Genomic DNA, 22,111 nt, shown 5'->3' on the forward strand with positions numbered 1-22,111 from the left:
ATGCCAAAGCGATGGTTAGATGTGGGTCCAAAGGATTGGTTTTATCGTGCAGTATTAGAAACAGATAATATGTTTATTGATGCAAAAAAAGAAGAAACCTTATTTAGTGGAAAAACCTATAACCAATTTATTGGTGGCAAGTCACGTCAGGTTCATAATTTTACTTCAACAGAGGGACAAACCAAGTTTGAAGTAAGCGGATATAAACCTGATTCTAGGGAAATGGTGTTTGTTTATATTGATGGGGTGCCTACACTCCCATCTAAACTTGAGGATAATTTTATACATATTGGTTATCCGTTAACCAATGGAAGAGAAGTTAGTATTCTTTTATCTGGGGTAGTGGAAATGCATGAAGGAGATCATACTCTTGAAAACTGTCAGATTTATCCTTTGATGAGCGGATGCTCTTTGGCTTATCCGGCAAAAAAGTTAGAAAAAGCGAATAATTACGTATTTGATATCACTTACTCTTTAAATGAAATAGCAGTTTGCATGAACAAGAAGTTAAAGAGAATACATGTAGATGTAAATGAAGACGAATCCATACAAGGTGCACTTACAAGAACGTTAGGATTTAAACGAGACTGTTTTACTATAATTAATGGATATCTTTATGTATCTTATAATTTAAATCAGTTTCCTATTTATGTGAATTACAATTATCAAAAGGGTGCTCAAATCAAAAATAGGCAGGGAGAAAAAGTTGTCCCTATGTCAAGTTGCGCACTCTATAATGATAGATTCTTTCCTGATATAACGATATATAGAGGAGAGTTTTTTACTTTGTTACAACGTTTAAGAATGAATATTTATAATCGATATACAGATAGAGGATATGTAAATAATACAATTAAGCAAACGGAGAGATACATTAAAGATAAAGATAAGATTGTAGGAAAATGGTATGCCGAATCAGTCTTAAATATATTAGATGAAAAATTTAATGATGGTTGTTATGTATTTCCACTTTACGCAGATGATTCCTTTCAACCTGAGGTATGTGTAACTAGAGCTGAAGCAATTGTATATTTACATAGATTTACAGAATGGGCACTAGAAAGATTTAGATAGGGGGGAATAAGGTATGCCGAACGTATTTGATCATAGAACTCCTGCGCCTCAGTTGTTAAATGACGTAATGAGAAAAGTTAATGCTTTAGGTCATGAACCTAGGGTTATTATTGAATTTGACAAAATGGCCTATGTACCAGGAATGAAAAATAAGTTTGAAGTTTGGGACAGAATTCGAGAAGCATCTATTGTGCATCAGGCAGCAGAGGCAACTTTAACAACACCAGTAGCAGGTGCTGAGCCAAGTTCTGTTACAAAAGGTGGAGAATCAGGGGATAGATTTGAGTATATTAAATGTGCCTTAAATAAATGGGTAAAACATTATAAGTGTCCCAATGTTGCTTATTTCTTTCTATTAGCTGTAGCAAAGCATGAAACAGGATTTGGAACATTGGGACAAGGGAAACCTGAAAAAGGAAGTTATATAGTAGGATATGGTTGCCCGGGTTCATGCGATCCTCAATATAAAGGGATAGATACCCAAGCGAAGTATGCTGCAAAACGTTTTTCCGAAGCAATGAGGAGCAGATACGCAAAAATTTCCAATGGATATATGGATGCTAGTGATGTTGATTATTTCCATGAAGGTGGAGATAAAGGATATAAAAAGTGGAAATGGTCAGCAGATGGACCTAACTGGAAAAAACTTGTGAAAAGCTATTTTGATAGAATTATTGGTGAATCTAGTCAAAAAAAATGGCATTGTAAAGAATCTGGTTCTATTATTAATAAAAATCTGTTTCCAAAGCATTCTACAAATCTAAATGTTTCCAAGAAGGAAGAAGACTGTGGTTGTGAGAAAGCTGAGACTTATACAATTGAGGAACAAAGGAAAGAAGTTCATAATGCAACCTCTAGTGCGTTATCCGGTGCTACTTTTCCTGTTGAAGGAATTTCATTTGGAAATGGTGCGAAAGTATCTTCACACCATATGAAACATAAGGGCGGGGGTGCACGTTCAGGGCATAAGGGTACTGATATTATACATACATCCCAAGGTAAAATTAATGGTATGTGGGTAGTAGCGGCTTGGGCTGGACATGTACATAAGGCTTATAAAAGTACATCTTATGGTAATTGTGTAATGATTCAACATGATAATGGATATATGACAGTTTATGCCCACATGCAAAATAATTCTTTACAGGTTCGAAAAGGTGATTTAGTTACTCCAGGAACACGTTTAGGGAAAGTCGGAAATACAGGTCAATCTTATGGCGCCCATTTACACTTTGAAATTTGGAAAGGTGAATGGATTTATGGTGGAAATAATCATATTGATCCATATCCTGTTTTAACAGGTGCTCAAAAATTAGGAGTAGCACCAAGCGGTAAAGGTAATAATGGAGGCGGTAATACGGGCGGAAATGATAATAGTACAGGAAATGGAAGTGGTGTTAGTCAACCACCACCCCAAATGACCATTACCCAAAATATTAAGTTTAATAAGTGCTTTGATAAGGATGCAAATCTGGATGAGAATTGGCATGGACAAGAGAACATAACCCATTTTACAGCTTGGTCAACAGGCGAAAAGTATTTAGGGTTTAATGAGAATATTGCCAAAGGAGCAGTTGAAGATTTTGGATATAAACATAACTTCTCTTCAGACGGATTTTATGAATATGCTTTCTATGCAGATCTTAAAGAAGGAGATTCCGTAACGGTTACATATGACGGAATGATTGTAAAACGATATACAAAAGAGAACAATACAACACAACCTACATATGAACCTCCAGTTTATGCAAAATGGGTTGCAAGTGATATACAAGGGACCAATTCACATATATTAGATTTCTCCTTAAATAATGTAAGTGGTGAGGCCGTATTTGGACTAAAATGCTTTAAGGTAGTGGAAATTGAAACTCAATACGGTGCACAATATGTTGATGAAAGAATTAAGGCTCGTAAACGTGATGTATGGGTTGATACAGGGGCGTTTGTATACGATAAAACCTTTACAGTAGACCAAGATGTATTACAGTGGGAGATAAATAGCCATTTTGACGCCAGAGTCGCAACTGCAAGAATTACTTTAGACAATAAACATGGTATTTATTCTCCTACATATGAACGAGCCAATATCTTTCCTGAGAATTTAAGAGAAGCAGAGATGTCATATTATGAGAATGGTGCAATCAGACATGTGTTAAGTGAAGCTACCCCAGTACGTATTTATGCAGGCTATGGTGAAAACCTAGTAAGGGTTTTTACAGGACGTATAAGAGGAGAGATTGAGCAAAATTCTGATGAAAAAACAATTACTATTAATTGTGTAGATATGTACGATATGTTAGAAGAACATGTTTTTGATAGGGTCCTAACTTTTCCTCGAAGAGACGAGATACATGGTGATGAAAAACAACCAGTAACCATGTGGGTTAAATCATCTATTATTCATAATATCGTAAATGAGGCAGGAATGATTGGATGGAGGATCCATGAAGATGATTTGAGATATGCTGACGCTATTATTGAAGAAACGTATTATATTGATATCGATAGAGGTGGGAAAAAGGCAGTCGTCTGGGATACTAAAAGTCAACAATATGTCGAAAAAGATATAGCAACTGTACAAGATGCACAAGGTTATAAAAATCCTTATGTACAGGCGATAGATTTTTTAGAAGGTACAAGAGCATCTGATGCGGTTCATGAAGTCATCGGAGATATTATGTATCGCTCCTACTGTGATCGTTATGGAACATTTAGATTGGAAAATATCCGTAAAATTAATGCAAGTGAGGCAAAATGGTCATTTATAGATGGTGAGAATTTATATTCTCTTTCCACTTCTATTGACCATTCTCGTATACGTAATCATCTTATTATTGTTGGTAATGGTGGGCAAATTGAGCATTTTGTAGATAAAGATCTTCTTATATCTACAAAGGGTAATATGAGAACGGCTAAGATTGTTGCTGATTGGATTGATGAGCGATTTGGTTCAAATGCAAGAGGAACCAAAGAGGATATTTCGAACAAATTATTTTTTGATATGAAAAGGCAAGCCCGTACTTTTAATGCCGTTGTTAAAGGAAATCCAATGATAGAGTTATTAGATGGTTGTTATGTTTATGATAGTAATACTTCTAATGCAGGGTATTATGTCATAAAAGGGAACCGACTTGTTGGAAATAAGGAAGGTATGTTAAATTTCCTAGAATTTACTTGGCATGACAAAGAGAATTATTATAGCTAAAAAAACAAGGAGATTCCTGCGGAACGTTAGGAATCTCCTTGTTTTTTCTTATAATGCTATGGAAAGCGAGGTGGGAAAATGGCGCAAAAGAGTCATATGAACGTAAATGATGTATATCCAATACTTGATATGATCAATAGAAAAGTTAATCAAGGAAAGGGAACAAGACACCATTTTACTAGTCCGCTATTCAATAATGATAACGACAATGGTGTAACAACATTGAATTCTTCTCAATGGCAAGTAGAGTCATTTGAAGTCATAAGGGAAACAGAAAATTCAATAGCTAATCATGTAATTAATGAGATCCGAATTATTTATCGAAATGGTGCATTAGATAAAATTTCTTTAGTCCGTGGGCTCAATCCATCTGTATCTGATGAAATTCAAGATTATGAGTACATCAACAATATTATGATTACAGAAGTTTCTATAAAAACAGAGTGGTTTGGTAAATCCCAAGAAGTTGTTGCAAAGATTATAAGGGAAAATGATTACGGTAATTTTAAAAAGGTTAAACTCACGTATTTTGACTCGGAATGGGGCTGGAGTGAGGACGAAATTGAAGAAGATTCTATGCCGTCTAAATATGAAAATCCATCTGATTTTTATAACGGTAAATATAGTAATTATGAAGAAGTGATAGTAGAGGATTATGTAGACTATGCAGAAATAGGATATGCATCTAATGAAGAAATTGAAATCTCTCCAGATGGTTGGTCTGATGGATATAATCCATCGTCTCCTGTAGATGTTAATGTGGAACTCGGACCAAAGATAACAGATGAAATTTAGAGAGGAGGTCCTACATGAGTTTTGGAGCAAATGTAGTAGTTGGAGGGGAAATAGATAGAGTAGGTAGATTGGGTGGTGGACGTTTAGATTATCCATTTATGCCTACAAAAACAGTTCCTTATATAAAGGGGAAAATTTTAGAGGTACTAGGTACTTTAGGGCACTTTGATATTCAATTTATTCCTGATTTTGATATTGAGCTGGTCTCCGTAGCTGTAGGAGCATCTAGATATCATTCCTTTGATAATTGGAGTTTGTTTATTGGGGATGATCATAAAAATAACTATGTATTTGATGAAATTTATACGAAGGATTTACCAGAAGGTGCTTATTTAATGGCTGTGAAAACAGTAAAAGCAGGTACCCCAATTACATTCCGCTTTGATAATAAAGGTGGGCAATCGAAATATGTTTGGATAAACTTTCAATGTTTAAGGGATAATCCTAACAAATAAGAGAGGTGGATATAAATGCCTTGGGTAGAGGAAACATTAAGACATGATAATTTTTTAGATGATATGTTTGATAAAGTATTTAGAAGATTTAAAGATAAATCAGGTAATTACTGGTGGCAGAATTTTAACAATCAAGTTCCAAAAGTAGATCTATATAAAATTACTTTTGAAAAAGAGTTATTTGTAAAAGGGGAAAAGGGATATCTACCTCCTTTTGAATCTCGAGAAGGTATGTTATGCATCACTCGGCATATGATTATGCGTAGGTGGGATAATGAGTATTTAGCATTCGCACAGTCAACAGGGGCTGTAAAAATTAACACTAAAGATATTCCTAGAGAAAAAGAAGGTTTCTTAGAATGGATTTCTAATTTTTATAGAAAATCTGTAGACTATACAACTGTTTATTCATACACACTAGACACATATGCTGGATATACGCATTATGTATCACCTAGTGGTGAACTTGCTCCAGTTACTATCATGAGTGAAAATCATGGTTTGGATATATTTAGGGATAGCATGGATATAGAGTACTACGGTGAGGATGAATACTATGAAAGTATGAAACAATCACCGATTATTACCATGCAATTAAAAGGAGATACAGGTGATCTAGTTGCCTCCATAGGGAAGTTGAATTATCGAACTAATACGAATTGGTGGGGGGACTCTTTAATTCAGTTAAAAGGTGTATTTGATGAGACAAGTGCATTTTTTACATTAAAAGTAGATTCAGCTCCTAGCTGGGAAAATAATATGGTGACTTTAATTCCCTTTTTCTTTGGAAATCTAGTATCTAAAAATACATCTTTGAAAAATGAAACACCAATCGCTATGCTTGGAGGTAGGCAAGTAGGAGAATTTTTTGATTTCGATAGTATAGAGACTAAAACTGAAATTTTACAACCTATCACAAGAAATTATGTAAACCATCCATCAAACGGAGTAGATTCCGTTATGATCAAAAAAACCAAATACGGAGCGCGTTATCAAGAACATTTTTTACGTTGGAACGTGCCACCTAATCTAATGCCACCTACTCGTGAAGAATTAAGACTGGTCAAAAATGCACAAGGAACCGAGAAAGAGGAAGAATACGCTCGTAAGTACCCAAGGGCATGGAATTATTTAAGATATGGTTACTATCAATACGATTTTCATGCATCTAGGTATAGTAATAAGATTCATACATCTCGCGCAACAGTCATGCATCCTGAAGATGGTGTATTAGGGTATATTCCTAATATCGTACTTCTGCCCGTTATTAATGTTTCTGAAGGTGAGAAATTAGTGTTCCCTTATTGGTGTGAAGAATGTAATGAATCTCAATATCAACCTGAGGTACCTAAAGAATCTACTAAATTAGAGTGGGGAATTGCTAAGAGTACAAGCAAACTGAATAATCTTCATGTTAATTTGGGAGATTCAACCAATAATTCTAATTCTGATAAAGGTAATAAATTTTCTTATTATTGCGATGGATCAGTAAAGGCACAAGCAGTAGATGATACTTATTGGAATCCCTCTGTTATTACGCAAGATTATTTGGCTAACAGCACAGATGGTATTGGAAAGGAATTAAGCAAATCGTTCTGGGAGGGGCGAAATGATTGGTTAGATTATTTACAGGAGTCTCAAAGTCAGTATCATTTGGATAACTCTAAAATAAAAATTGAAGATTTTCATAAATTTTTATGGAAAACTTTAAAAGATATTAAAGATGAAGGTTATAGTTTACAAGATAGATGGCTAGATTTTAACGAGTGGGGAAAGGCAAATTTACCTTGTTTAAATGAATTGCAAAAAGCCTCAGTATTTATGTCAGCTAAACTCAATAAACCTGTCTTATTTTTCCCAGGTTCAGAGGGGTTTTTAAAGGGCGATATATTAGATAAAATGCTTCCTTTAATTAAGAAAGTACCAAGTGCTATATATGATTGGATTGACTTTAATAACGTATTTATTGAAAACGAAGATGATACAGGTCTTGTTGGAGCTTGGGTAATGGATAGTTTTGCTACAGCCATGCATAGTAATGGGAAAAAGGAAAATATTTTATCTTCTTTTCGTTCTTTAGTTAACTTTGAACCTCAGGTGCTGCTTTATAATATTTCAGTTGCCAAGGCACATCGCCCATATGACTATATAAAACCTAACCTGGGTTTTGGCAGTCATGTTGTTGATGGAGAATATAAAGCATATTATTTACCGGATATGACTAATGATAATTATATACCTTATGTTGCCGCAGAAGTAGCTGTACATGAGATGGGTCATGCATTATCTAATTATGGATATGACATATTAGGTGAAAAACTACATGAAATGCAAGAATGGTTAGATATTAGTGGGTGGATCGAGAATATTGATGGTTCATTTAATGAACTAACGAAAAGCTCGCCGGGTACAGCACTAGATAATGGAAAACTTGCTCCGGTATCAGATTATGGATGTTTTAGCCCGGCCGAAGACTTTGCTGAGGCCTTTATGATGTATATCATTAATAGACAGTTTTTAGCTAGCAATTTTAAAGATAAACACGATTTTATAGTTAATAAATTAAAAGAAATGGGTATTGATTCAAAAATGTAGGAGGTAAAATATAATGATTCTTAAGATAAAAAGAGGAGAAGATTTTGCCTTTATTGATAATGAAGGTGATATTCAACATAAAGTCAGAGTAAGCGGTAATAATGAATCTCTTGTAAAATCCCTGGATAATATTTTGAATGTTCAAACTGGAATAAGGTTTAGAGGAGAGATTAAGGGGATTCCACATAAATTAATTACAAAGGACGGAAAAAATCCTTCGACAATCAATAAATCTAATAAATTATATCTTATGGAATATTTTAAAAGAGACTTAGAATTACAAGGCTTTACCGTGGAAATTATAAAAGCGTAGAGGTGATTTTGATATGGCATTAACTCCCGTTCCTAATTTATCAGTACCGCAAAATAAAGGGTTTAAAGGAACTGATTCACTACCAATTATACATTCAATTAGATGGAGGCATTTACCATCGAGGTACATTTTTAAAGACGTAGATGACGTAATTACATATCATTCTCATGGGCCACTTACTATAGATATTAACAAGCATGGTGTATCTTATCTTGATGTTTATTTCCTAAAAGATACTGATATCGTTGAAGTAACAGCATATATCAGATTTTTAAGAGAAAAAGATCAGCTTTTAATAGAGGAACCCTATAAAATTGGAGAGGCTGGGGCAGTAATTGCTTTAGAGGATGATGAAGTAAACCATGAATTAAGGAGAGTTAAAGGAATTGCTTTTACGCAAAAAGACTTAGGTGATGGTACACCTATGTACGACTTTATGAATATGTCTAAAGAAGGCATTTATGAAGTCTGGATAAAAGTAATTACAGGGTTAGGAAAAGAAATGCATTTAAGGGTTCCTTTTCAATGGGACAACTTGGTGCCTAGCATTCCTCCAGAAAAAGATGGTCATGATTCTGATAATGCGGGCAAGGATAACAAAAAATCAGAATATAATGATGAATATTACGTGACGATTGTAGAGGGGGACTCAGCTTTTACTAAAAGGCCTTCTACCCATTTTAGAATGGCAGGTATAGGTATGTTAAAAGATGCGGGTTGTTTTAAAAGAATAGAGACTCCTGTATTAGAACCAATTTCAAGGCCTTCAAAAATACAGATTATTAATGATATCCCAATTAGTAGCTGTGGTTTAAATTTAATTACATCACGATTTAATAAGGGAGTAGGAGAGGTTGTTACATTCTCGCTTGTACACACAAATAAATCTGGTATTCTACGCATTGATACGAACTATGATAAGAATGGTTTAAAGAGTCTTGGGAATGGAACGTTTAAAGTTATTAATAAGGGCGTATATAAAGTTACATTTATTGTAACGTATAACGATGGACAAGAATGTATAACTGAGGGGACTATTATTGGCGAATTTATTTGTGAATTAAACATTACTGGTCCTTCTTTAAAATCACATGTAGGAGATTCAATTGTTCTTCATTTAGATCATGGACAAAATAGTTCAGCTTCTAATATTGGTGTACTTGTTCAAACCCCTCCTAAAGTCATGCAGACAGGAAATTACACTTTTACTAGTAGTTCACCAGGAGTATATTCAATTAAATTTATCGTTGATTATGGTTTTGGAGTTTGCGAAAAAATAGTGAATATTGAATTTATCTCAAAAAATATTCCCCCTGAAAAACCAGAAGGTGAAGGTGGAAAACCAGAAGGCGGAGGCGGAAAACCAGAAGGTGAAGGTGGAAAGCCAGAAGGTGAAGGCGGAAAACCAGAAGGCGGAGGTGGAAAGCCAGAAGGCGAAGGTGAGAAACCAGGTAAAAATGTACTAAAATGCGGACAAACAGCACAGGGTGGCATGGGATATGGGGAATATATTCATGCTGTAAGTGAAGAGGGCATCTGCTATGTGGAATATGATTTCTTCTCTGCACCAGATAGAATGCGAGTATTTGTTAATAATGAATTGATTTATGATACTTCACGTAAAATGGATAAAGAAGGAAGCCCATTTGGTTTTTATTATAAACCTGATGATGGGGAATTAAGAGTAGTAATGAATGATGGCCAAGATAAAGGGAGCAGGTGGAGTTATACCCTGTATTGTGGAAGTAGTGTACCTTCGGATGTAAAGCTAAAAGCTAAAATTATTAATTAGACATGAGTGTTGTTAACAGAATAAAAAGACTACTTATAATAAATTTAAGTAATTAGTTGCAACTTATTACCTACTCATAACGATAACTAAGTTGCAGAATAAGGGCGGGTAAGATCTCGTCCTTAATTAATAGAAAGAGAGGTGTAGAAATGCCGTATATTGATAGCACACCTGCACTTTCCCCTTATAAGGTTCGTGAAGGTAACTTACAACACGGTTTTATGGATTTACTGATTAAACACGGCTGGACCAAAGTAGTAGAGTTTAAAAAAGCTGTAACAGGGTCTTATTATGTTACAGATCATCCTTTAGAAGGAAGGCATGATGAAAAATTTACAGTTGCCAATCATATTATTCTACGTAATGCACGAGGTGATTTGTTTGGTTTTGCTGTAGTTGCAGATTGGAAGGAGTTTACTGCTCATGATAAAGGGATTCCATATTACAATGCTTTTAAATCAACAGCTACTGAAAAAGAGGCCCTTATTAACTATATGGCCAAAGAATTTGAAAAAAGAAAAGTAAATACATCTCTTTATTTTTATATGTTGGAAAAATTACCAGATGTAAAAGAAGGAGATAAATTATTTACCCCATGGGGAACGGGATCTAGTGCAGATGAAAAACGACTTCAAATGGCTTTAGATATTGAAGTTACACAAATTGATTTTAAATCTACAAGTGCTGGTTCAGAATTTGTAAAACAAGCGAATCCTGTTGTGATGCAGTCGCCTATTGTAGAGTCATCTCTACGTTCACCATTACTTGAGAATATTGATTACCCTTATATGCATACAAATTGGTGGGTTGATTCGGAAATTAATATTAAAGGACATATTGACAGTAATAGTCTTTTCTTAATTATCCAAACGGATAATACACCAATGTGGGAAAATAATGTCGTACCTATTGTACCGATTTACTATGGCGATATTGAAGCAATAGATGAAGGTGATCCTGCTATCGCATTATTCGCAGGAACTGTTCCAAAAGGTACTGATACAAATGGCGTTGCTGCTTATAACTTTGATGATATTAAGATTAAAGGTGGGCGTCAAATTATGCCTGTCTTGAAAAAATATCCTTCTAATCCATCTAATGGTGTTGACTCTGTAATGGTGAGTCGTACTAAATTAGGTTCTCGTTATCAAAGTTATTACTTGTCTTGGAATGCACCTGCACAAGATATGCCTCCTAAGCGTAGCTCTGAAGTAGGTAATAAACAATACCCACGAGCATGGGAACGAATTAATAATTATCAATTCAATCCTTCACGTTATTCGGATAAAGTACAAACTTCATTTATTTATCTGATTCATCCAGAAGAAGGAGTAAGAGGGTATTTAAAGAAATCTGTAGGATTTAATTCAATTAATATGGGATCTAGTGAATTAAGAATTCGTCAAGAGAGTTGTCCAGAAAAGGTTTTTGATGTATATCAGTGTGTCCCGGTTAGTGCAATTTCACCACTAACGAAGCGACCATCCACACAATTTCGACCAATGGGATTAGGGTTGTACAAAGAAGCACTAAATACTTCTAAGAAACCAGCAGCGAATAAGACTCTAGTTAATGTTTCTAACCTAAAAGCTACAAATCCACAAGAAGGAACTGTATTACTTACTTGGACAAATCCAAATGATATGGAGCTCTCAACGGTTACCATCTTCGTAAATGGTATGAAGTATGCAACAGGTGTCACTGAAGTAGAATCATATACTATTAAAAATGTGACAAAAGGAAATGGTGTAAAAATCAAACTAGTTTCTGTAGACATGAAAGGTAATGAATCTGCAGGTATTGAAGTATCTGTGAACGTAATGTAGTAATGCAACTTACATGTTATGAAAGAAAGGTACCTACCTATAATATACATGACATAGAAGAATTGCTATTTATAAAACTGATTAACCTATTATTAAAATAAAATGATGAAGTGGGTGATGAGATGCCATATATTGATTCAACTCCTCAGGATTATCCCTCTAAGTTTGAAGAAGATAATTTGCAGGACGTATTTGCACAAATGTTAATTGATAACGGTTGGACGTTAGTGAGGAACTTTTATAAAGCTGCGGTAGATACAAGGGCGTACAATCGCCGAACGGATCAAGTCAATTATGCAATTGCAAGACATACCATTTTTAGAAATGCAGATGGGAAATTGCTAGGTTTTGCGACAATTAGCCAATTCCCTCTTAAGTACAAGTATGAGAAGAAACAACCTATTCGTAGACCTCACGATGATACCGATCCTAATGATCCTAACTTTAAAATGAAACCTACTTGGGATGAATGGATTAAACAAAAGTATGTAGATAATACAACAAGAACAAACTTGTATTTCTATATGTTAGAAAAGTTACCAAACTCTAATCTTGTTAAAGAAGATGGTATTGTTTCAATCGTTACTATGCCAGGTATGGGTGGTACATCCTTTGAGCAAGACAGAGATAGGGATAGAGATGACTGGTCTAAGTGGTGGTATGAATATTTTGAAGGAAACTACCATGTAGAAGATAGAGACTATGATCCAGAAGACTTAATTTATGAGGAAAAATTATTGTCAGCTTCTCCTTTCCATGTAATACGTTCAGCACTAGATATTGAAGTGTTAGAAACACGTTGGGATACTGATATGCAAGAAGCGGTAATTGAAAAAGCTGATCCTCGTGTAATGCAGTCACCAATCGTTAAGACTACATTACGCGCTGAATTTTTAGAGCATATAAATGATCCTTTATGGCATACGAACTGGTGGACAGATTCAGAAGTTCGTGTCAAAGGTCATATTGATAGCACAACATTTTTCCTAGTTCTTCAAGCTGATACAGCCCCTGTTTGGGAGAAGAATTTGGTTCCAACTATACCGCTATATTTCGGTAAAGTAAATTCTTTAGATGGAGATAAAGATGAAGGCTATGCATTATTTTCAGGAACTATTCCACCTGTAAAGCGTGTGGATTCAACTAGAAAAGAAACTACATTTTCTTGGCGGAAAATTATGCCTGGCGATACAATCCTTTATGTAAATGATGCAACAAAATTACCTGAGGCACCAGCGTTGTTAACGATTAATGGTACAGAGGTAGTTAAACTTATTGAGAAAAAAGGTAAATATTTAACTGTTGAACGTGCGCAACTTGGAACATTCATGCGTGCACCTTATTGGGACACAGGTGCGACAATTGCTCGTCTATCGACTAATAACGCTAGCAAACGAGTGAAGAATGAAGATGTAGTATCTTTATTTGATTTTGATGATCCTGGCGCAACTGTTGGCGAAACGATTTATCCTTTACTTAAATTATATCCACATCATTCTTCAAATGGTGTAGATTCTGTAATGGTCTCCCGTTCTAGATTTGGTGCACGTTATCAGGCTCACTATCTCTCATGGAATGCACCTTCGAACCAGCTACCACCAAATAGAGTAGATGAAATTGGTAAGAAATATCCGAGAGCATATAATCCTGTTGAAAAAACTAACAATTATAAATATCAATTTAATACTTCCCGATACTCAGATAAAGTACACTCCTCTCGAATTTATGTAGTTCATCCTGAAGAGGGTGTGAGGGGATATTTAGATAAAGCAATCGGGTTTAACTCACAAGGAATGAGTGCAACGAATTTACGCGTTGCAAAACAAAACTGTCCGGAAAAGGTTTATGAAATGTATAAACCACATAGTATAGGTGCAGTATCTCCTCTAACGAAGCTACCTGTTACACCTTTCCGTCCTGTAGGTTTGGGGATTTATTCTGAGGACATTAATCTAAATGAAGTTCCTCACGACAATAAGAATGATAAAACTCCTCCAGGAGAAGTGAAGATTACTAAAGTATTAAGTCCAAAGTCACAGACTATTGATGTAGAATTTGACCTTCCTACAGATAAGGATTTAAAGCATGTCAATATCTACTTAGATGGTAAGATCTATGCTACTGGAATTACTGGAACAACTTATTACAGATTAATGGGATTAAACACAGGATTTAAACCTGAGATCAAAATTACTACGGTGGATTCAGCCGGTAACGAATCTGTAGGTATTACTGCAATACCTATAGAGGTTTCTTAATAAATATAGAAGGGGTGACCAATATGTCATTAATTAATACAGATGGATTTTTCGATGTAGATTTGTCCGTGCAACTTCTACCTTTAGACTTAGAGAAGTTGTTTAATGCGGGAGGATGGAGTACTTTAGGGAAATACCGTGCGGTATCGCCTTTAACAGATGCAAATGGAAAGAAGGATCCATACCGAAAAACTTTTGCTGAAACTTTTCTATTTGAATCGAAAGGTAGCGATAAACAACATCGCTACTTTGGATTCACTACAGGTTATGGTGGAAATGTGAGAAAGCTTGGAGAGGAACCTGTAATTTCAAAAGATACATTTTTAGGTGAAATGAAGGATGTAACTCCTAGTGGGGCCAAAAAAACAAAGACAGTATTTGAATTTATGGTTAAACCAGTTATTCCTTCTAGTGTAATTTTATATCGTGAAGATGGTTCAATGATTGACCAAGCTACAACAAAGTATTTAATAGATGGAGAGAAAGGGACTGTAACATTCAATGATAGTCAAGTAGGTAAGGTTCTTTCTACATACTCGCTTACAGATAATGCTCCGGATCTAGTAAAACGCTTATGGTTCTTTACGTTTGAAGGATTTATCCCTACTCGATTTATTTTACGTTCTGAACGCCCTGACTTGGCTGAGTTAGAAGACAAAAAAGGTGGAGTATTTAGCTTTAAAATGAAGAAAGGGAACCAACGTATCCGCGAGAATTCATATAAGTTCTATGATAAATTAACTGGAACAGTACCTCTTGATTCCGCTGATTATACTGTGGACCATGAGGCCGGTACAGTAACGTTTTCAGGAGGAACTGAGCCGTTAGCATTATTCGCTGACTATGAATTAGAATATGTAAAAGATGCAAACGGTAATTATGGAGATATTGAAGTAAATAAGTTTAATCCGCAAGTTCCAACAGAACTTATGGGGGCCGCTTATGATGCAGTTCGCTTTGTTTATCCTTCATTACCAACAGCCGTAACGTTTATTCCGCAAAATGATATCGGTTTAGGATGGGGACGAGATTCTCAAGTTTATTATTGGGGAAATATTACAAAGGATCGTATCGTTTCTTACTTCCGTTTAGATCCTGCGCCGGATCCTGAAAGTACGTTCTTTGCACCATTATATATTGGACGTCTATCGACAATTGGTAAGACTCCTCGAATGAATAATGTAATTATTGGTGGAGCTCGTTCTGATGATGAGATTCAATATAAGGCGGGTATGAAATTAGGACGTAGTGTAGTTGACTATGGTGTAAATACATCTAATGGTAATAGTTCTGTACTTGTACAACGAACTGTTGGCGGGGCAATGTATCAAAAACACTATTTAGCATTTATTACTCATGATGCTGACGTAGATCCAAGCCATGAGTCTCGTTTTAATCCGTCTGTATATTCTAATAAATATCACATTTCGCCAATGTATATTGTTCATCCTTCTGATGGATATGTGGGTAGACTAGATGAAGTTTATGCAATTCATCCAAAAAATATCTCACAATTAGATGAACTAGAAGTAAAAGAACGATCTGAAAACGAGCAAGTAGGTACAGGAGATGGAGCAATCAAAGAGTTTCATTTATTCCATAGACCTACAATCGATGATGAATTTGAAGTTCGCTTAGTAAGTTCAGCTGGATGTAATACGTTAACTAAAGCGAATTATGTTGAATATAAAGCAGATACACCTCCAGCTGCTGGGAAATTTACAGTAGATGGTTCTACCAAACGATTAATTTTGGGTGATGCTCCAAAAGATCGCGTAGAAGTGATTGTTTCTTATAATTACGCCCAAACATATCGTTACACTTTAGCAGATACACCTAGAACACCTTTCCGTTTAGCGAACATGACTCCATATGCTCCTATTGGACTTGGTTTCTTAAAAGAAAATTTATAATAACCGCAACTAAGTCATGACTTGTACCGAATACTACGGTGCAAGTCTTACTTTGTCGAAAGGTGGGTGGTGGAAAATGAGTAACAGTAAGCATTATTTACTCAGTTTCACTACCCTTTTTTATAATAAAAAGGGATATGTATTCAGGTTCAATCGTCATCAAAATGTACCTAATCTAGATGTTGTCCCATTGGCTTTTGATCCTTGGAATAGGTATAGTGCGTTAGCTTTAGATGATATGAAAATGGGTACAAAAGTGAAACGAGCGGCTGGTGCGATGCACTCTGTATTAGCTGATTACAAAACTATATTTGAAGGCTCCAATTTAAATTTAGAAAAAGGTAGTCTTATTTATATAGCGGAGGTAGGAGAAGCGTTAACTAGAGGGGATAAAAGTGCACGACAAGGGAATTTAATAGAAATAACAGAGAATAAGGATTTTTACGCTTATTTTGGAGAGGTTATTAGTCAAATTAATACAAATCTAGTTAAGAAACTAAACAAATATGACTTGAAATCTAGTAAAAAGTCGATGATTCATACAGAAACTCCATTTGAATTTAAAAGTAGTAATAAGAGGGTTTATAGTGAAAGGAATTCGTATGATTTTGGCTTTTTGAAAGAGTTAATTGGAGAAAATATTAGTTTAGAACTACTCGAGTTATTACCGAGTTTTGGTCATAATCAAGTAAAAGAATTAGCAGATGTATTATTTAAAAGTGGGCAAATCAATACTGAAGAAAGGTTACTAACCTTACAATATGGCGAGAAAGTTGTAGAAATAGCAAAAGCTAATTTTTTAAAAGTGGTTTGGGATGCTCTCTATAGCCAATTGGATAAGGGTAACAAATTAAGTGAATTTGGGAAAGAGCCCAATAAGATTGAGAATTTTAAAGTTATTTTTACAAGTTATCCTGATGAAGGAATATTAAAAGGAAAAGATACACCAATTCAAGGCGTTCTGAATTTAGGAGATATAGGTGAATCCTATAAAGGAATTTTAGGTTTTCTAGAAAAGCATGAAATGAGTAATGGAAATAAGCTGTTATCAAGTAAGGTTGCAAATACTGAAACAGGATCTTTAATTGCATTAGAAGGAAACGTTTCTCAGGATAGTAGGGGGAATTATCATTTATATGGATTAGTCCCATTTGATGTATATGAGGCGTATATTGAACCTAAAATTTACGAGGGTGTGTCTCATATAGCTTCATTAAGTGAAGCTAGTGAAGTCTATAGATTAATGAATCAGAAAGCTTCATTAGATGAAACACGAAACGTACATGATGTAATTATTCAGGGTTTAGGTGCAGGTAAGAATATTTCAGACGTAAGAGTAGATTCAATGACAGTGCCAAGGGCAAATGTGAATTATACTTTGAACGATTTTAGTCAGTACATTGGTAGTACCTCTTTCAAGTCTGTAAAACAGCTAATTCATAAAATGGAAGATAGTAAATCTTATCAGTATACGAAGAATAGTGAGAAATTTATCATTGCAGATAAGTATAAAAATGTTCAAAATAATTTATCAGGATTTGAATTAGGTCAGGTTTACCATTCTGGTTCTGAGTCACTGAATATGGAAAAAACACAAAGCAAATCATTTAAGTATGGATTTGAAGATTCAGTATTAAATAGTAACTTTAGTAGTCATTATCAAGCGAATGTTACTACTTTATTGGATAGCACAGAATTTATTCGTGAAGCAGAAAAGTTAAATCTACTTAGTGGGGATAGAAATTACCAAGTTGGTGAAAAGGTTGTTATAAATTCCGGTGAAACATTCCAGATTCAAAATGGTCATTTGAATAATTTAGAGAATGGCGCTAATCGTTATGCTTTTAAAGGGGAATTAATAGCTATAGAACAGGCCTTTAGCAATGAGGATATGATAGATGTTGAACTTAACGAGTTAAATACAATGCAAACTCACTCTTTATTAAAGGACGCTAAAATAGATGGTTTTTCTTCAAGTGTGTTGGAACAATGTGAAGATGTAGTGGTTACACATGTAGTAAAAAAGAGTGAAAAGAAAAAAACAAATGAAACAGAAATTGAACAAAATATTTCTGTTAAAAATAGTGTAGCTGATTATGAGGTAACTATAGAAAATGAAATTAAGTATCATCTAGATAAAGAATTTGACACATTTATTTCAACAACTATCTTAAATGATCAAAGAGAAATCTTAGTTGATATTTCGAATGACTATGGAGATTTTGGGGAGATAGAGAAGAATTTAGAACTTTGTGTAGAAGAACAAAGTGTAGTAAATAAACCCGAAAAGAACATGGAAATTCAGCAAGACACACTGATTAATTCAAAACTTGAAAAGATATTTGAATCTTATATTCAAGATAGTAATGTAGTAAATCAATTGAAACAAGAAAAAGAAATAAATTTAGTGAAATATTTAGATGCTAAAAGTGAAAAGGTATTGAATACGGATGTATCAACCAGCATGATAGCAGATGATATACAGAGAGAAGAAAAAGCTCATGTTGATAATCTAATTGGATTGGAATTAGAAAATATAGTTGAAACCTATATTCAAAATAACGATTCAGCAGCGCTTGCAGAACGAGAAGAAGAGCTGAATGAAATATATCTAATTGATGCTGTTCTAGATAATACAAGAGACTTGTATTTATTAGATAGTAATAGAGCGAATCAAACTGATCATAAAGAACAGGTATATATTGAGAAGTTAGTGAGTTCGAAACATGAAAAAATATTAGAAACGTATGTACAAAGCGGTAATATGGCAGAACAAAATGAAAATAGAAAAGAAACGCTTGAGACGTATGTACAAAATAGTAATAAAGCAAAACGAATGAACGAAGAAGAACTACATGTCGAGAAGCTATTAAGCACTAATCTTGAAAAAACGTTAGAAACGTATGCGCAAACTGGTGAGATAGCAGAACAAATTGAATACGAAGAAGAAACAGCTATAGAGAAACTGTTAGGCATGAATCTGGAAGAAACGCTAGAAATGCATGTGCAAAGTATGGATAGATTGGATCAATTACAACGTGAAGAAGAACTACATGTCGATAAACCACTAAGTATGAATTTGGAGAAAACACTAGAAACGTATGCGCAAAGTGGTGAAATAGCAGAACAAATCGAACGCGAAGAAGAAACAACAGTAGAGAAATTGTTAGGAATGAACCTGGAAGACACGTTAGAAACGCATGTGCAAAGTATGGATAGATTAGACCAATTACAACGTGAAGAAGAACTACATGTCGATAAACCACTAAGTATGAATTTGGAGAAAATACTAGAAACGTATGCGCAAAGTGTTGAGATAGCAGAACAAATCGAACGCGAAGAAGAATTACACGTCAATAAATTACTAGATATGAATCTGGAAGATACGCTAGAAGTGTATATGCAAAGTGACGATAGAGCATTTCAAAATCTTCGTGAAGAGGAAAATTACCTCATTAATCTAAGTACAGCAAAATCTGATGGGATAATTGATAGTGTTGTCTATAAGGAAAATACAATGTCAAATATGGCTGAAAAAGACAATGGTATTCTATTGGATTATGTATCAGAAGGTATAGTAGGAGAGACTTATGAAACGTTAATAGAAGAGGTAGAACCATTAATTATTCATAAAGAATATGAAACAATGATACAAGATGTAGAAAACGCATTAAGTGGAAGTGAAGTCCACGTTGCAGTAGAAAGAAAACATTTAGCTCATCTGTTTAACATATTTGATATTGAAATGAACAATCAAGTACCAACCAATGTAGGGAAAGAAAAGGATGCTACCATTGAAGATACAGTTTCAGGTAATCAAACAAATCAAATTGGAGTTGTAGTTACTGATGGGGTTCTTATGAGTTTGGGAGATACCTATGAGTCAATTATTGATCCTACTATTAGAGGTGAAATGGGTGCAACTATAGACACTGTAGTTATAGATGCGAATTTAGCAGATCACAATGCATCAAATGAAGTGGATATTGCAACAATTGAATTCGTAAATAGTGGTAATGATAGAGAAACAACATTAGAAGAAATAAAGTTTGCAGGTTCAGAAAGTAATTTCGAAACTACTATAAATCACTATGATTTTGCGAGTAATAGTCAAGAAACAGATTCAATTATAAACAATAATGAAATGGCAATTTCGGGAATTCATGTAGATACAGAGGTAGAAGAAAGTACCTTAGCAGAATGTAATGTATTCTTAGATGTTATCGAAGAACAATTTGATAAAACAATATTACGTAAAAATAGAAAAATGACAATAGAAGATGAAATGCAAACAGAACAGGTAAATAAGAAGAAAATAAGGATTTTCCAAGAAGAAGAGGGAAGTTCAAGTAATGAAACTATAATGATACTGGATGAAGAAGAACAGATAAACATTAATTCTGCTTCAAATATCACAATAGATAGTGAAACTACAACGAAAAAATTAATATTAAATACAATGTCTATAGAAGATGATGAATTGTTAAATATTAATAAAGGGAATTATGGATTTATTGATGAAATTGATGAGGGAATGCATTCGAATTCAAATATAATTTCTATAGAAAATGAAGTGGATTTAAATATTGAAAGACAGCATGAAATGAATGTAATTGATGAAGATGATACAGGTATAGGATTACCTGAACCAGATAAGCCATGGGATGAAAAAGAAAAGGATAAAGTATGGCTCATTATGGGTAAACCATTCCCTGCATGGAATGGTTGGAATATCAAGAAGACGCGATAGGAGGAAGTTACTATTGAGCATTCATAGGGTTCAGACTGGACTTATTTTTGACGATAATTTTGAAACACTTGATTCACGTTGGATCGTATCCCCTACTGATTCTTATACGTACAGTGATTCTGATAAACAATTAGTACTTAAACACAACTCTACTGATAGAAGTACAAATGCTCTTTTTTCTCTGCCTCAAAATGAAGATGAATTGTTACTACAAGTGCATTCGAACTATACACCAAAATATTTGGGAGATGAAGGTGGTCTCGTTATTTGGAAGAATGCTCTTGAGAAAGTTGAGTTTTTGGAAAGTGAAGATAGCATTTATGAGAATACCTATAATATTTGGAGAACAGTAAAAAAACAAAATCTGTGGACCTTTTTTGCAGAGCGAGGAAATGCGTGGGAGCTATTTGACTCAACAATTTGTATCGATCCAGCTATGGCTGGAGTTATATTAAAAGGTACACCAAGAGATGGGTATACCCCCCTTATTGTAGAAAGGGTCATCTTGTGTAAAGGTACCAATATTAGTGTTGGTAATTTAAATAGTTTTTATAAAGTTGAGTTAATTGATTATGAAAGAAATATTGTAACTACTCAAATAGTTCCAGATGGATATTCAGGTATAGACATTGAATTACCTACCATTCCTTTTAAGGGGAAAATTAGAGTTTACGATAAGAGTGAGACTGGTGAGTATGTTTTAATAGATGAACAAAAAGAATACGCTGAAATGTACGGCGGAGATCTGTTTTTAAAAGGTACAAATTTAAAAGTCAAATGGAAAGGCCAAGAGTTAAGTGAAACAAAAGCTACACATTTAGGTGCACTGAAAAGTGACATAATTGAACAAAAATTGACTGTCTTAAACGATACTTCGGGAAATGTAGCGGAGAATATTGAAATTCAGATTGCTGTTTATAAAAAAGAGTTTGGCTGGGAATGGTGTGATCTTGCCACAGACAACAACGGTACTCCTAATCAATATGAAGATACAACAATACGTATAGGAACGTTACATGAAGGAGAATCAAAGGATTTTTGGGTGAGAATTGCTAGGGTCGATACAACCGATCCTGAAAAAATAAAACAACAGATGAGACCTTCACACTTCTTCTTGGAAATAAGAAACGAATAA

At 34.5% G+C, this 22,111-nt stretch carries 12 protein-coding genes; all 12 read left to right on the top strand.

The genetic code is table 11. From position 1 onward, the window contains the following. The 12 genes from JFU02_RS28200 (at position 1) to JFU02_RS28255 (ending at position 22,111) form a co-directional block, all read left to right on the top strand. Positions 1 to 1,074, top strand: a complete 1,074-nt coding sequence (locus JFU02_RS28200) for a hypothetical protein (protein WP_001126626.1) — start codon at positions 1 to 3, stop codon at positions 1,072 to 1,074. Between the two features lie 13 nt (positions 1,075 to 1,087). Continuing rightward, a complete protein-coding gene (locus JFU02_RS28205; protein WP_098838305.1) occupies positions 1,088 to 4,279 on the top strand; it encodes a M23 family metallopeptidase in 3,192 nt (1,063 codons plus the stop codon). Between the two features lie 78 nt (positions 4,280 to 4,357). Then, entirely contained in the window at positions 4,358 to 5,074 is a 717-nt protein-coding gene (locus JFU02_RS28210) for a hypothetical protein (RefSeq protein WP_000057634.1), read from the top strand. Positions 5,075 to 5,088: 14 nt separating this feature from the next. Further along, positions 5,089 to 5,529, top strand: coding sequence for a hypothetical protein (locus JFU02_RS28215; protein WP_000007798.1), 441 nt, complete (start codon positions 5,089 to 5,091; stop codon positions 5,527 to 5,529). Between the two features lie 15 nt (positions 5,530 to 5,544). Next, positions 5,545 to 8,124: a hypothetical protein gene (locus JFU02_RS28220; RefSeq protein ID WP_201071938.1), complete on the top strand. Its 2,580-nt coding sequence runs from the start codon at positions 5,545 to 5,547 to the stop codon at positions 8,122 to 8,124. Positions 8,125 to 8,137: 13 nt separating this feature from the next. Continuing rightward, positions 8,138 to 8,437, top strand: a complete 300-nt coding sequence (locus JFU02_RS28225; RefSeq protein ID WP_098838307.1) for a hypothetical protein — start codon at positions 8,138 to 8,140, stop codon at positions 8,435 to 8,437. A 13-nt stretch (positions 8,438 to 8,450) separates the two neighbouring features. Then, positions 8,451 to 10,229 carry a hypothetical protein gene (locus JFU02_RS28230; RefSeq protein ID WP_098838308.1) on the top strand — a complete coding sequence of 593 codons (1,779 nt, stop codon included), beginning with the start codon at positions 8,451 to 8,453 and terminating at the stop codon, positions 10,227 to 10,229. 149 nt (positions 10,230 to 10,378) lie between these two features. Then, on the top strand, positions 10,379 to 12,055 hold the full coding sequence (locus JFU02_RS28235) for a hypothetical protein (protein ID WP_103945283.1): 1,677 nt from the start codon (positions 10,379 to 10,381) through the stop codon (positions 12,053 to 12,055). Between the two features lie 122 nt (positions 12,056 to 12,177). Continuing rightward, positions 12,178 to 14,313: a hypothetical protein gene (locus JFU02_RS28240; RefSeq protein WP_098838310.1), complete on the top strand. Its 2,136-nt coding sequence runs from the start codon at positions 12,178 to 12,180 to the stop codon at positions 14,311 to 14,313. A gap of 23 nt (positions 14,314 to 14,336) precedes the next feature. Further along, positions 14,337 to 16,226 carry a hypothetical protein gene (locus tag JFU02_RS28245; protein ID WP_098838311.1) on the top strand — a complete coding sequence of 630 codons (1,890 nt, stop codon included), beginning with the start codon at positions 14,337 to 14,339 and terminating at the stop codon, positions 16,224 to 16,226. Positions 16,227 to 16,302: 76 nt separating this feature from the next. After that, positions 16,303 to 20,976: a ring-infected erythrocyte surface antigen domain-containing protein gene (locus tag JFU02_RS28250; RefSeq protein ID WP_098838312.1), complete on the top strand. Its 4,674-nt coding sequence runs from the start codon at positions 16,303 to 16,305 to the stop codon at positions 20,974 to 20,976. A 13-nt stretch (positions 20,977 to 20,989) separates the two neighbouring features. Beyond that, complete coding sequence (locus tag JFU02_RS28255) at positions 20,990 to 22,111, top strand: hypothetical protein (RefSeq protein ID WP_000022192.1); 1,122 nt, start codon at positions 20,990 to 20,992, stop codon at positions 22,109 to 22,111.

The organism is Bacillus sp. TH13, assembly GCF_016651175.1.
Taxonomy (GTDB): domain Bacteria; phylum Bacillota; class Bacilli; order Bacillales; family Bacillaceae_G; genus Bacillus_A; species Bacillus_A thuringiensis_S.

Bases quoted from the DNA above. Each gene is read 5' to 3' on its own strand.
- JFU02_RS28245 (WP_098838311.1), top strand. From the start codon at position 14,337: ATGTCATTAATTAATACAGATGGATTTTTCGATGTAGATTTGTCCGTG.
- JFU02_RS28200 (WP_001126626.1), top strand. From the start codon at position 1: ATGCCAAAGCGATGGTTAGATGTGGGTCCAAAGGATTGGTTTTATCGT.
- JFU02_RS28235 (WP_103945283.1), top strand. From the start codon at position 10,379: ATGCCGTATATTGATAGCACACCTGCACTTTCCCCTTATAAGGTTCGT.
- JFU02_RS28230 (WP_098838308.1), top strand. From the start codon at position 8,451: ATGGCATTAACTCCCGTTCCTAATTTATCAGTACCGCAAAATAAAGGG.
- JFU02_RS28250 (WP_098838312.1), top strand. From the start codon at position 16,303: ATGAGTAACAGTAAGCATTATTTACTCAGTTTCACTACCCTTTTTTAT.
- JFU02_RS28220 (WP_201071938.1), top strand. From the start codon at position 5,545: ATGCCTTGGGTAGAGGAAACATTAAGACATGATAATTTTTTAGATGAT.
- JFU02_RS28225 (WP_098838307.1), top strand. From the start codon at position 8,138: ATGATTCTTAAGATAAAAAGAGGAGAAGATTTTGCCTTTATTGATAAT.
- JFU02_RS28240 (WP_098838310.1), top strand. From the start codon at position 12,178: ATGCCATATATTGATTCAACTCCTCAGGATTATCCCTCTAAGTTTGAA.
- JFU02_RS28215 (WP_000007798.1), top strand. From the start codon at position 5,089: ATGAGTTTTGGAGCAAATGTAGTAGTTGGAGGGGAAATAGATAGAGTA.
- JFU02_RS28210 (WP_000057634.1), top strand. From the start codon at position 4,358: ATGGCGCAAAAGAGTCATATGAACGTAAATGATGTATATCCAATACTT.
- JFU02_RS28205 (WP_098838305.1), top strand. From the start codon at position 1,088: ATGCCGAACGTATTTGATCATAGAACTCCTGCGCCTCAGTTGTTAAAT.